The sequence below is a fragment of the Psychrosphaera sp. F3M07 genome, from assembly GCF_018860345.1.
Taxonomy (GTDB): Bacteria; Pseudomonadota; Gammaproteobacteria; order Enterobacterales; family Alteromonadaceae; genus Psychrosphaera; species Psychrosphaera aquimarina.
The window spans coordinates 16,245-30,130 of sequence record NZ_JAHKPJ010000006.1 but is presented as its reverse complement, the minus strand read 5'-3'; the positions used below and the strand labels follow the sequence as shown (position 1 = coordinate 30,130).

8 protein-coding genes are annotated in these 13,886 nt (G+C 37.2%); 4 read left to right on the top strand and 4 right to left on the bottom strand.

The window, feature by feature from the left end:
* Nucleotides 1-363: 363 nt before the first annotated feature.
* A complete protein-coding gene (rsmD, locus tag KO505_RS02850; protein WP_216053937.1) occupies nt 364-987 on the top strand; it encodes a 16S rRNA (guanine(966)-N(2))-methyltransferase RsmD in 624 nt (207 codons plus the stop codon).
* A gap of 106 nt (nt 988-1,093) precedes the next feature.
* Here the strand turns inward: rsmD and KO505_RS02845 are convergent, their stop codons facing one another.
* Both KO505_RS02845 and KO505_RS02840 read right to left on the bottom strand, forming a co-directional pair.
* Nucleotides 1,094-3,709, bottom strand: coding sequence for a cadherin-like domain-containing protein (locus tag KO505_RS02845; protein ID WP_216053936.1), 2,616 nt, complete (start codon nt 3,707-3,709; stop codon nt 1,094-1,096).
* 229 nt (nt 3,710-3,938) lie between these two features.
* Nucleotides 3,939-5,396, bottom strand: coding sequence for a diguanylate cyclase domain-containing protein (locus KO505_RS02840; RefSeq protein WP_216053935.1), 1,458 nt, complete (start codon nt 5,394-5,396; stop codon nt 3,939-3,941).
* Nucleotides 5,397-5,999: 603 nt separating this feature from the next.
* Between KO505_RS02840 and KO505_RS02835 the strand changes: the two genes are divergently transcribed.
* Together KO505_RS02835 and KO505_RS02830 are read left to right on the top strand one after the other, a co-directional pair.
* A complete protein-coding gene (locus KO505_RS02835) occupies nt 6,000-9,926 on the top strand; it encodes a rhombosortase-dependent M36 family metallopeptidase (RefSeq protein ID WP_216053934.1) in 3,927 nt (1,308 codons plus the stop codon).
* A gap of 79 nt (nt 9,927-10,005) precedes the next feature.
* Entirely contained in the window at nt 10,006-10,554 is a 549-nt protein-coding gene (locus KO505_RS02830) for a hypothetical protein (protein WP_216053933.1), read from the top strand.
* Between the two features lie 82 nt (nt 10,555-10,636).
* Here KO505_RS02830 and trmL read toward each other — a convergent pair whose 3' ends face one another.
* Together trmL and KO505_RS02820 are read right to left on the bottom strand one after the other, a co-directional pair.
* Nucleotides 10,637-11,101: a tRNA (uridine(34)/cytosine(34)/5-carboxymethylaminomethyluridine(34)-2'-O)-methyltransferase TrmL gene (trmL, locus tag KO505_RS02825; protein ID WP_216053932.1), complete on the bottom strand. Its 465-nt coding sequence runs from the start codon at nt 11,099-11,101 to the stop codon at nt 10,637-10,639.
* 73 nt (nt 11,102-11,174) lie between these two features.
* On the bottom strand, nt 11,175-12,254 hold the full coding sequence (locus KO505_RS02820) for an alpha/beta fold hydrolase (protein WP_216053931.1): 1,080 nt from the start codon (nt 12,252-12,254) through the stop codon (nt 11,175-11,177).
* 299 nt (nt 12,255-12,553) lie between these two features.
* Between KO505_RS02820 and KO505_RS02815 the strand changes: the two genes are divergently transcribed.
* The gene (locus tag KO505_RS02815) at nt 12,554-13,816 is read left to right on the top strand and encodes a DUF5610 domain-containing protein (RefSeq protein WP_216053930.1); all 1,263 of its coding nucleotides are present in this window, start codon (nt 12,554-12,556) and stop codon (nt 13,814-13,816) included.
* Nucleotides 13,817-13,886 lie beyond the last annotated feature (70 nt).

The following is a 13,886-nucleotide window of genomic DNA, read 5'->3' as shown; positions in this document are numbered from 1 at the left end:
GTTTCTGTTTCTGTTTCTGTAGACAAGCTTATTTCTTCTACGTCTTCAGGCAACAGTTCTGATGACTCAATTTCTGAAGCTTGAACTTCAGAATCAATTGGAGCGGACTCTTCTGATTTATCTTTTTTAAACCACGAAAATAAACCTGACTTCTTTGACATGAAAAAAACCTTTAAAAGACGTAAATTGCACGGGATAATACGCAAATTGATATTGCCCGTATGTTAACCTAATTCACGTGATTAATTAACCACTGAACTAGCAAATATATCTACCTAATTAATATCCTATTTATAATTAAACTTTCCGCCATTTGGTACTTATCATTTCTGCCAAGTAGCCGTCGATTAAAAAGGCCTTATTGTGAGATCTACACCTAAGTTTAAAAACAAAACCAAAGCGACGAATAAAGCGAGCACCCAAACGGGCGAAATACGCATTATTGGGGGACAATGGCGTGGACGAAAACTTAAAGTGCATGACAAAGAAGGCCTCAGACCAACAACCGACAGATTAAAAGAAACTGTGTTTAATTGGCTGATGATGGACGTTCGTCAATCTAATGTTTTAGATTGTTTTGCAGGCGCAGGTTCTCTTGGTTTTGAGGCCGCTTCTCGCAGTGCCAACTCGGTCACTTGCATTGAAAAAAATAAACAAGCAGCTAATCAATTAAAAAACAATGTGACGATATTAAATGCAGGGCAACATATTAACGTCATACAAGCTGATTTTTTCACCGCAGTACAAACCTTAAAGACCCAATTTGATTTAGTCTTTATAGATCCACCGTTTCATAAAGACATGGTGCAATCTTGCATAAAGGCACTATTTGATAACCAAATTATAACTTCTGGTAGCTTGATGTATTTAGAACAAGAAGCGAATAACCGTTATGATCTTATGGCTTCTGAGTTTGCAGAACAATTTAGTCTAAAAAAAGAAAAAATAGCCGGACAAGTATCCGCACAATTATTTGAAGTGGTATAACGTTTCCCTAGTATAGAAATGATGGCTTAATAGAACCTAGTTATTTAAAAATAAAAAAGCCACTTTGAATGCTCAAAGTGGCTGTTAAAAAAGTTAATTATCTAAACTATTTAACTGGGTACGACATTTCCCCAACAATGGCTGCACCATTGGCTGTTAAATTAACATTTAACGTAACTGACTCTATGTAACCACTTGTCTGCAAACTCAATGGCAACGCGTATACATAATAAACACCTTCCGATGCTATTGACGCCCCTGAAGCAACATCGATACCGTAAACCGCACCAATACCTGAGTCATCTAGAGTATGATTTGATGGTTTATCAAATAGGTACATCTTAGTCCCGCTAATTAAAGTTAAATCCGACAAATCACCATCATCATCTAGGTTTTGGTTATCCAAATCTAAACGATAAAATGCATCAGCTAAGGTGATAGTTTCAGTCGATAATTCATCACTCACAAAGTCTTTCTCTACTTGAGAAACCACTTGAATGCTGCCTTCTAGTTTAGCTTTTGATACTAGATAAAGCTTATTACGATCAGAATCAATACTATTGGCGATATTAAAGTCGTCTAATGTATCAAAAAGACTTCCATCTCCATTATCATTAACTTTTAAGTAACGTACTTGAGCCTTCTCAGATGTAGCTGCATTGCCGTCATAGCCTACATTGATTGCTCGATATTTATCAGTATGTAGCTTTTGATTGGCCAAATAATTTTCTGCAGTTGGATCCGTTACGTCATAATTTTCGGTATCCCCGAAGTCAAAATTATCAACCGTTAATGTTTCTAACGTGGCTGTTGCGCTTGACTTCGCCATCTTAGTAAAACTCATAAAGGCAACAGGGTTACTAGATAACTTACCTTTTACTGCAAGTTCGAATGTATAGTTATGATCTGCCATCAAGGTGGATGCGTCCAACGTGATAGTTAACAAGCTATTGTTTGCGGAGAGTACATACTCTGTATCTGTTAACTTTCTTATTTGGTCGATTGATTGCAAGTTTGTCGCATAAGTAGAAACAACTTTATCAGTATCATCTCGACCTAAATCTAAAGTAGCATTCGCGCCATCTTGGTCTTTATATACATATTGATTTTCAGCATTTAATGAAATTGCTGTTTCGCCTTGATCTGTCGTTCCATCCATTGCAATCAATACCAACTCTTCGGTGTATAAATCTGCAGGTGACTCTAATGCAATCGTTACTTCTTTTTCATCTATGGTTTTCACTGACAAGGTAGGGGTATGTATTAAATCAATAGGACGGTCAAAGGCAATAATGATTTCTGCAATTCCATTTGATTGAAAATTGTCATCATTACTTACAATTTCAGCCTGAATTGATTCATCATATTTTGTTTCGCTTAGAGGGTATACTAAGGTTAACTGTTTGTTTTCATCAAATGATCCACGGCCAATTTGGTTTTGAACATTCAAGGCTTCGTCACTATTCAAAGCAACTGAATAATCAGTGAAACCATCACCATCAATATCCATTGGTGAAATCATTCTAATATCAGACATGTTTGATGCATCAACCGTGTAATAATACTCGTTTTGAGAATCTACTACCGGATACCAGTTTTCTGTCATGCCTGTGTTTGCATTATCAACAACCAATACAGGTCCAGCTTGTGTAAACGCATGACCATCTTCATCTAATAAATGGTAAACAATGATGAATTCTGCATTAGTTAATGAGTTCACATAATATGTCATTGATTTCCCGGCTGTTGCCGAAGAGATGACATTATTATTAAGACTTCCTCGATAAGGTTCATACTTAACGCCGTTTATATCAACCAGTTGTTGTACTTTGATATCAATGGCATTGCCATTATCCGGTAAGGTGAAGGAATAAACCCCAGCAGTTTCTATACCTTTTACATCATTTCCTTGAATTGATACTGCTTGACCATTTGCCGCAGCGAGTACATTGGAATCATAATATAATTGAAGGCCTTCAACGGCAGCACCACTAATATCTAAAACCGTAATTGTTGTTGTAACGCCTGGATAAATATCACCAAAATCAATTAAGTCACTTAAAGGCTCAATGATTGGGTTTCCATCTATGTCATTATCATAGTCAGATGTCACATCTGAATAGAAACTTGGGGCATACACACCATTAGGATCTGTAATGGTAACAAAATATTCGGTATCAACAGGAACATTTAAAAACGTTGCTCCACCAGCAGAACTTGACGTTAGGGCGGTAAACTCAGAACCGTTAACTTTTAACGTTACCGTTAAGCCAGGTATGAATTGACGTGTATTTGCATCACGAGCGTAACCATAGACTGTGACGCCTTGTGTATTTGACACCTGTGTTTTACTGGAATCTATAACCGTTAATGTGGCACTTGCTGAAGACGTGCCTTCACCATCTGAAACGGTATATTGAAAACTGACATCGCCTAATTCATTCGAGGAAGGGGTATAACTCCATTCTCCATTGGCTTCCGTTAAGGTTCCGCTGCCATTGGTTAACGTTACATTCTCAAGTGTTAATGTATCGCCATCGGCGTCTGAACTCGCAGATATTAAACTACTTGATGATATTGCTATTGCGCTTTGACCACTAAACGATCCTAAGGTTACGTTACTTGCAATAGGTAATCGATTTGTTTCATCGTCATCTGAGCAACCTGTTAACATTGTTGCTCCCAAGGCTAACAATGCCAAAATACTATTTTTGTGTTCCATCATAATCTCCATTTCCAATCTATTTACTATTAGAGCTTACTCCTACACCTTAGTAATGCGCTTATACTTAAATAATGATTAGCAACATTAAGTAAGATGTCGTCCCCAAGCTTGGACAATATTAGTACTATTTGTACAAAATTCAAACTGATAAATGGACGGTGAATATACATTTTTTTTCGTGAATAAGGATTAATGGAATTTAGAAGGAAAAATGTTGTAGCAGTTGTTAGCAGCTCAATTGATCTCTACCAGCATCTTTAGCTCTATATAGTGCTTTATCGGCTCGCTCAAACCAATTATGAAAGTCGCTTTTGTGATCATATTCAGCAATACCTATGCTGACTGTGACTTGCCCAACTTTATTAAAATGGTGTTCTCTTACTGCATTTAACAGCCTAGTGGCTAATTTTTTAGCAGAATCAATGGAGGTTTCAGGTAATAAAAAAACAAACTCTTCCCCTCCCCACCGAGCGGCAATATCACTTTGGCGAATAACCTCATTAAATACTTGTGATAATTGAGTTAACACTTCATCACCAACATTATGCCCTAACTCATCATTCACCTGCTTAAAATGGTCAATATCAACCAACATTAAACAAGTTGGCGATTGCGAGCGGTTAATGTCGTGAATTTTATCTTTAATGTGTTGCGAGAAGTATGAACGATTATATAAATCCGTTAAAGGGTCGTGAAAGGAAATATATTCTAACTCGTGATTAGTTTTTTCTAAAACTTGGGTAAGAGATTCTAGCTCTTTATTTTTTTCACTTAGCAGGCGGTTAAAACGGTTCAATTGCCTTTGTCTTAAGATAAACAACAGTGTGATGACCAAAACAATAGCTAATAGTTGAAATAATAATGTATGATCAAACTCTTTAATAATGCGTACATTATTCCACTTTTTGAAGATATCAATTCTTTGTTTCTCAGAAATTTGGGTTATAGCGTAATTAATGTCAGCTAATATCGCTTCCTTGCCTTTAATAACACCAAACCTTAATTCATCTTCAGGACCTGCCCACCCTGCTACCTTCAAATTACCGTAACCATACTGTTGAGTCCTGGCATTTAATGACAACATAGAACCAACAAATGCATCTAGTTTTTTCTCTGCAACCAGTTTTACCCCTTCCCCTTCAGACCCCACATAAGTTTTTTGAATTTCAGGGAAGTACGTTTCTATATATTCAGCAATGCGGTAATTTTTAACAACCCCCAAACTTCTACCATTAAGATTTGATAAGTCTTGAATAAACGGCTGTTCCCTTAACGACACTAATACATTTGGAGAACGGTAATACACATCACTAAAGGTTAAGTACTTTTCTCGCTTAGGTGATTTATTTAACATTAATACCAAGTGACATTGACCGGTCTTTAAATACTTAATGGTTTGTTGCCATGTTGATGTGGTAACTAGTGTAAACGTTAAATTGGTGTGTTGTTTAATGATTGAAAGATAGTCTGAAGATATCCCAATGTGTTTTCCATCATCAATAGCTTCATAAGGCATCCAGTCAGGATCAACACAATATGGAATACTGGAGTCACTATTATTTGGAACCTCGTTATTTGGTACATTGTTATTTGAGGCAAGCGCGAAAGTTGACGCTAAAAAAATTAACGTACTTGTTAGAAGAAATAAAGTTATCTTGATAGGATAAGTTTTCCTAACAGGCATAATTAGGTTCTATATATAATGTATGGTTTTAGTATATGAATGAAACAAAATATTAATCAACCTCTTTTCAGTTATTGTTTATCAAGTCTTTATCTAAAACCTTTATTTTAGACTTACTTAACTCATTTATTTGGAACAGATTGCATCTCTTTTCATGTATGTATTAAAAAAACCAGTTACTTTTTATAGGTTAAATACACCTTTGTTTTAACCGCTTTCAAACACCTATAACAATTCACCTTGATGACAGCCGAGCGTACATATAAAAAAACTTCAACATAAAAAGTGTAAGTATGTATTTATATTTGTACAGATTTGTACACTTTTGTACACTTTTTACTCTTTAATATTTGCTTTTTATAAGTGAAAACTTACAACTTTGATTACGTAAATAAATTTTAATTCCTAGTATTTAATAACTCAGAGCCAAGTTTAGCTTCCTCTCGCCCCCTTACCTAACTATCAAAAAACTAACTGTATCTACATGCTAAATATCAATAACTCCTCTTACATTGTAGAAATATTGGTTAGATGCAATATTAAAAATTATGGTTTTTTATTTTAAGGCCATAAAAAAATTAAAAAAAATAATAAAGGGACAACATGAATTTTAATAAATCTATAATTGCTAGCTTCGTAGGTGCTGCACTTGCGACGACCTCACTTGGTGTCGTTGCATCTAATGTCAGTGCTCCATATAAAACGTTTTCTGTAGATAAAGTTGCTGAGTCAAGTGCTCGTACTCCTACAGTAAGCGGAATGAGTAATCAATACGATGCCACATTAGGAAAAACCACTTTTAACTGGGCTAGCATAAATACACCAACGCCTGATTTAGGCCCAGTAGCAGCCGACAAAAGAGTTGCCTTTGCTGCTGATTTTTATCTAAATAAAATAACTGGATTTTCAGCAAGCAAGTCCAGCATTGCGCAACCTAAACTAGCAAACATTCATGATTTAGGTCGAGGCGCCATCATCGCCAAATACAAACAAGAAGTTGCAGGCGTAGAAGTTTTTAACCGTGAATACAACATAATGATGGACCGAGAGTTCAACTTAGTTGCATCGTCAGGTTATTTGGCCAATAAACAATCTGCCAAATCCCTTTCATCTGCGATTAAGAATATTCCTGGTGAATTTGGTGATTCAGCTAAATCAATCACTGCAGCATTTAAAGCTATGGGTGGAGACACTGATTCTGTTGCGCTTACTGTAAAAAATGCGTCTGGAAAATATGATGAGTTTTCCGTTGTAAATACAGCGAAAGACAAATTACTCGTTGGTGCACCTCGTGCTAAAAAAGTCTTTTTTGAACATAAAAACAAACTTATTCCTGCTCATTATGTAGAAATTGAAACGAGCACTATCGATAGTGTCGACTCTGAATATTTCAGTTATGTTGTTTCAGCTAAAACCGGTGAAGTCTTATTCAAGAAAAACCTAACTAGCCATGCTGCTGATTTCAATTATCGTGTATACGCTGATGCCAATGGTAAACCTTGGGATAGCCCGCACGGTGAAGTCATGCCTGCACCTTCTGATGCCGATCCGTTAGCATTTTTAACCGCAGAATATAAAGAAGCTCCTCTGGTGACTTTAAGCCACGGTCCAATAAGTACTATGGACCCTTGGTTAGCTGATGATGCAACAATTACTATGGGTAACAATGTTACTGCATATGTAGATGCTGTTGCGCCACAAGGTTATTCAAATGGTGATTATACTGCTGAGTTAACCAATACAAACACCTTTGATTATAAATATGACGCTGATGAAGCTGAGTACTCTGTTAATAACCGTAAAGCGGCTATCGTTAACCTGTTTTACCTAAACAACTACCTACATGATGATTATTATGATCATGGTTTTGATGAAGCTTCTGGTAACGCACAGGCATTAAACTTTGATCGCGGCGGTGTTGAAGGTGACCCTCTAAACGTTGAAGTACAGGACAACTCTGGCTTTGATAATGCCAATATGTCTACGCCAGCAGACGGTGCATCACCACGAATGCAAATGTACTTGTGGGAAACTACTCAAGCAGTCAACGGTGTTGATTATGGGGTAACAGCAACGACACATACTGACATCGGACTTTTAGACCAAGTTGGCTTTGCTTCATTTGGCCCACAAACGTTTGACGTTACTGGTGATTTAGTTCGTTACATCGACGGAACTGCACCTGTCAATGATGGTTGTGAAGTTGCAACTAACGGCACGGACCTAACAGGAAAAATAGCAGTAATTGACCGTGGTGGATGCGCGTTTGCCATTAAAGCAAAAAGTGCACAGGATGCAGGTGCTATCGCCGTGATTATCGCAAATAATGTTGATGGCGATACGGTGATTGGTCTTGGTGGAGATGATGCAACGATCACTATTCCAACTATGATGGTTTCACAAAATGACGGGGCAGCAATTTACGCTAAACTGGATGCGAGTGAAACGGTATCAATCAATATGTACAAAAAGGACCTTTCTCGCGTATTCAAAGACAGCTCGTTTGATAATGCAATCGTTGCGCATGAGTGGGGTCACTATATCAGTAACCGTTTAGTTGGTAATGGCGCTGGTTTAAGCAGTCAACAAGCGAGAGCCATGGGTGAAGGTTTTGGTGACTTCCATGCCTTAATGCTTACAACAGAAGCGGATGACAACTTAGTATTAGGTAATGAAGATTATAATGGCGCTTATGGTGCTATCACTTACGTATCTAGTTTTTCAGAGGGAATTCGTCCATACCCTTACTCAACAGATACGGAAATAAATCCTTCAACATTTGCTGATATCGGCCTATACCCTGAGCTTGTTCATGCTCCAGGTTCGATTTGGGCAAATATGTTATGGGAATCTTTTGTAAGTATGGCTCAAGATGAGCGTCATACGTTTGATTCAGCTAAAAGCTTAATGAAAGATTACTTAGTTGCTGGTTACAAAATGATGCCAATGGCACCAACTTTCACTGAAGGTCGTGATGCCATATTAGCAGCGGCATATGCCAATGACGAAGCGGATTACAAACTATTATTAGCTGCATTTGCTAAACGTGGTATGGGTCTTGGTGCAGTATCGCCAAGTCGATATGCTGTTGATCATGCTGGCGCAATTGAGTCTACTAAAGTCGACTTAGCCACATTCTCAGTTTCAGAGCATGCATTAAATGCTAACTATGAAGGCGTGATGTCAGGGTATTGTTCTAATGATAACATTTTAGACAAAGGCGAAACTGGTACCGTTAGCTTTACCCTTAAAAATGGTGGTAACTCAGTGTTATCAGGCTTAACGGGGACAGTTGAAGTTGTTAGTAATCATACCGTAACCTTTGCAAATGAAGGTAAAATCTCATTTGGTGACATAGGGCTATATGCAACAGCAAGCAGCACACCTCTAGAGTTTACGTTAGATGAGTCAGGTACAGGTGAGGAACTAGTTCTTAAATTTGTTCCAGATCTAGATGACGGTATGGTTGCGGATGAATACATGGTTTCAACAACCGTCAATGTTGACTTCGAAGAACGTGAGCTTGTTGGTACAACCCAATATGAAAACTTAAATACCCTTTCTAGATTAAATGATTTCACCGAAACCGTCATGGTAGGTGGTGATATGGCAAAAGGTACTTGGGGTCTAGATCAATGGGATGCGACAGATGGTTTAATTTCATCTACTGCTCATGCCTATATTTCTGACGTTGCATATCAAACCCGTGTTATTCAAGTTGGTTTTGCTGGCGAGTTTACAATTAGCTGGTGGCACTTATATAACTTAGAAGCGGACTGGGATGGTGCAGTTGTTGAAGTAAGTGTTAATGGTGGCCAATGGACCGATGTTACTGAACTTGGTGGTGAATTCTTAGGTGATGGTTATAGCAATACCTTATTAGAATACACTGAAGCGTCATTGGCTGGAAAAGAAGTATTTTCTGGCCTTAACTACGGTGCTGAAGGCGTTACTTTTGGTGAAGCGTTAAATGGTAATGAAGTGCAGTTCCGCTTCCGCCAAGCAACTGACTCAGCCTTTGTTCCTGGAGCATTCTCTGGGTTTACAGCGGGTTGGTATATTGATGATATTACCTTCACTAATACTAGTAACAGTATATTCTCAGACGTCATTGCAGGTGATACTTACGCTTGTGAAAACCGAGCGCCTGATATAACGGCAGTGTCTGAATTAACTCAAGAAGTTAATGAAGGCGATGCGGTTTCATTATCGATAACAGCAACCGATGGTAACTTGGACTCGTTAACATACAGCTGGGCTCAAACAGGCGGATTAGAGACCACTATTACTGGCGGTGATACTACAGATATATCATTTACTGCTCCGGAAGTAATATCTGGAAGTGATGAACTTACGTTTGTTGCGTCGGTATCTGATGGAACAACAACATCAACACAAACGTTCTCTGTGACGGTAAATCATGTACCTGCACCGGTAACTCCTATGGAAGAGAAGAAATCAAGTGGTGGTTCTACAGGCTTATTTGCCTTGTTGTTATTACCATTAGCGTTATTACGTCGTCGTAAATAAGTGACATAATACGTTTGAAAAAAGCTGATTGAATTTTCAATCAGCTTTTTTATTATCATAAAAAAGGTGGGATCAAATTATGAACGTTAAACTGCCCCTACTGGGTTTAACATTAGTTACCTTAATTGGTTGTAATTTAACTGAAGAAAACGAGGTACTGAATGAACCTAATAAATCAGTAACTGTATTAGCCGATAAAGCGAACACAGTAGCTAAAGAGGTTAGAGAGGTTGCAGAAGTTGCAGAAGTTGCAGAAGTTGCAGAAGTTAAAAGTAAACTACCTCAAAAACTACCAACACAAAATAGACAAACAACCAAAAGAATAAATGGTCAAAAATTTAAACTAATCAATGGTAGATTTGAAAAAGGGGCTGCGGTATTTAACTTTGCCATGCAAGAGTTTGGCGTGATAAAAGGCAGCTTCGTGATTGTAGTAACAAACAAACAGGTCGTAACAAAACAGGATCTTGGAAAGATAGACAATATCGCACGTGACACTTATCGTATTTGGCCAAACTCAGAAGAAGATTTCTCGGTTTATTACCAAAATTTAACCAGTAATAAAGACATTACTAGGGTAGAAGTGGAAATTGATTACTCTCCCAAATCAACATATGAAATGTATTAACTTTTACTGATATTGGTACTTTTAGTCTGTAACCTTAGGCAATAGAAATAAGTACCAAATATACAGTCTCGATCTAGCAGACTTAATTAGCGCCAGAAAAGTCTAATTGTCTCCATGACTCATACACAAAAACAGCCACGGCATTGGATAAGTTCATGCTGCGACTTTCTGGTTGCATTGGAATTCGTAACCAATGATCTTTCGGCATACTGTTTAAAACATTATCAGGTAGTCCCCTTGTCTCAGGACCAAATACTAGACTATCACCGGCTTGGTAACTCACCTGTGTGTGAAAGTTAGAGCCTTTAGTTGTACAACTAAACAACCGAGATTCAGGGTGAGCATCTACATATGCTTGGAAATCTGGGTAACGTTTAACATTGGCAAACTCATGATAATCCAAACCAGCACGACGAACTTTCTTTTCATCTAAATCAAACCCTAAAGGCTCAATTAAGTGCAGTTTAAATCCTGTGTTAGCACACAAACGAACAATATTACCTGTATTAGGTGGGATTTCAGGCTGAAATAAAACAATGTTTAACATTATATCTCTTTGGCTATAGCTGTAATTATTGACAATAATACCAGTGCTACCGTGAATTAAGCAGCACTAATTATTAATCATTATCACTTAAAAACATAAATATCTTTGCCAACACTTCCGATCGTGGTTTATCAGATTCAATAAACAATTCATGTTTGGCATTATTTATCACAATAGGCGTATCGTTAACACATGGATTACCAAGCTTGGCTAATTCACTACAAAATGCATTTTGTGCTTCATTCTCGATGACTTCATCATTTTCAGCTTGTAACACCATAACGGGTAATTTTACTAAATTAAGTTGCTTAAACGCTGTATCAATCGCATTAACTGACGCTCTTATCCAGCCAAAGGTCACACTTCCTAACTGCAAATCAGGTTTTGCCACATAAACAGATCTAAAATACTGATACCTTTGTTTGCTGGTTGTTAACTGATTGCTTTCAAATTCCACCGGATTATAACCTTGCCCCCCAAAGAAATAGGGACTTTGATCTGTCACTAGGGTTGTAAACCAATTAACAACATTAAAAATACCTTTCGCAATCGGTTTAGGAATAGCCCCCGAATTTAATCCCCACATTGGAGACGAGAACACTGCTTTGCTAAATTGATTTGGATGCTGCTGTACATACCTGAGTCCAATTGCCCCTCCCATTGAGTGACTGACTAAGTAAAGCTTTCCTTGGTGCATAGGTTTAACAATATCAGTAATAAATTGATCTAAATCCATTACATAATCATCAAAATCTTCCACATAGCCTTTTTCTTTATTGGTTAACCGACGACTAGATAGCCCCTGACCTTGATGATCAATAACAAATACCGAATAACCTTGTTGAGTAAAGTCATAAACTAATTCTTGATATTTTTCATAGCCTTCTACTCTACCTGGCGATATTACGATAGCCCCTTGTGCATCAGCTACTTTGACATAGGCATAATGAATATTTAATTGCTGCCGATTAACAAAGTGCCCTTTATTCACTTTGGTCTGCCAAAATGGCGATAATGTATCAGCTAAAAATGTTGAATAAGTAGATTCACGTTGGTTCAGCTCTGACAACTCATGATTATATTCTTTACTTTCAACTGGCACGGAAACACACACTCCAACACTCAATAATAACAATAGATAAATACATTTCATCACAGTTCCCTGTGGTTCTTTATAAGAACACATTTAATAAATTAAATTACTCACCTTCATAAAATGAACAGTCAGCTTCATTAAGGTCTACAATAACGCCCATAATAGTACTTTAATACCAGTTGTAAACTGTCAAACACTCACCGTAATTATTAAATGAGGTTGTTAAATACCTGATAACGTTAATAGTTAAATTTAAGGTTTGTTAAATTAGTTCTCCTTTAAAAAAAACTGCTCAAGAAATAGACAAACACGCCGATACAGTTTTGGGTAGTTATATATAGTAAGTGGTGGTAGTCATGATTCAGTTAAATTCCGATTTAACACGTGGCCTTGATTTGCTCTCGTCTAAACAACGTGAGTCACAACAAAAAAATGAATCTGTTTCATTTAATAAAGTTGAATCAACGTCGGTGTCGTTAACTCAAAGTAATAAACAAAGTTTTACTTTTTTCTATCGTTCCGTACAGCAAAGTGTCGGGCAAAGTATTGATAGTGAACAAAATCAAATCCAAAAACAAATGGCTGAAAAGGCGCTCGAACAACAAGAGAAAAGAGCCGATGTTGCAGCTAATAATATCCTAAAATTTATCGAACTTAGGTTACAACAAGACAAAAAAGATGGCGCTACATTAGATGAGTTAACTAGCAGAATAGACGCTGGTATAGAAGGGTTTGAGTTAGGTTATGCACAAGCTAACGAGGCTCTGGAGCAACTTAATTTATTAAACTCTGAGTTAGAAAGTGAAATCTCGTTAACACAATCTAAAGTATTAGAAGGCATTGAGCAGTTAAAACAAACCTATTTAGGGACAGTGCCTGAAGACACTAATGTCACTGATGATCCTAACAATGATATGCCTAAAAGTGCTTCTGTAACCAGTACTGAACAATTTGTACAAGGTCAGCAGTCGACTCAAGCAAACGAATTTAGTTTTGATTTAGTCACCGCTGATGGTGACAAAGTGACTATTTATACCAGTGCCTTAATGGCGCGAAAAAATGAGTCGGGTTATAGTTCATCATTACAAAACGGTCAATTAGTAGAAATGGCTTATCAGTCTCATGCTGAGCTTAAACAAAGTCAGTTTATGTTTTCAGTTGAAGGTGACTTAGACGAAGATGAACTTGTCGCTATTAATAACTTGTTGAACAATGTGAATGATCTTGCCAAAGACTTTTACAGTGGTGATGTAGAAACCGCATTTAACAAAGCATTGTCGATGGATTATGACGCTGCGGAGATCAGTGAATTTTCAATATCGTTAACACAAATTAAAAACTTCACGGCATATAAAGCATATCAAACTGATACGCCGTTATTTAATGCTAATGCGATAGATGACTTAAAACCGCTAGCTGAATTTTCTAACGACATCAGCAATACTTTAGCCACTTTACAAACCTTGTTTGAACATCCAAGAGACTTGTTGTTTGATGTGACAAAACACATTAACGCGTTACATAAACCTCAGGATTATCCCAACTCTCAAATGGACTTTTTTGAGTTTGCTAATCAATTAATGGATAAAATAGATCAACTGTCTAATATTGAAAAGTAATTTGAATATATGCCACTTAGATTTACTTTAAGTGGCATAAAACCGACTTCAGTTCTTACTCAAACTTACA

Coding starts and splice junctions, on each gene's coding strand:
- KO505_RS02845 (WP_216053936.1), bottom strand. CDS start 3,709: ATGGAACACAAAAATAGTATTTTGGCATTGTTAGCCTTGGGAGCAACA.
- KO505_RS02820 (WP_216053931.1), bottom strand. CDS start 12,254: ATGAAATGTATTTATCTATTGTTATTATTGAGTGTTGGAGTGTGTGTT.
- KO505_RS02830 (WP_216053933.1), top strand. CDS start 10,006: ATGAACGTTAAACTGCCCCTACTGGGTTTAACATTAGTTACCTTAATT.
- KO505_RS02835 (WP_216053934.1), top strand. CDS start 6,000: ATGAATTTTAATAAATCTATAATTGCTAGCTTCGTAGGTGCTGCACTT.
- KO505_RS02840 (WP_216053935.1), bottom strand. CDS start 5,396: ATGCCTGTTAGGAAAACTTATCCTATCAAGATAACTTTATTTCTTCTA.
- trmL (WP_216053932.1), bottom strand. CDS start 11,101: ATGTTAAACATTGTTTTATTTCAGCCTGAAATCCCACCTAATACAGGT.
- KO505_RS02815 (WP_216053930.1), top strand. CDS start 12,554: ATGATTCAGTTAAATTCCGATTTAACACGTGGCCTTGATTTGCTCTCG.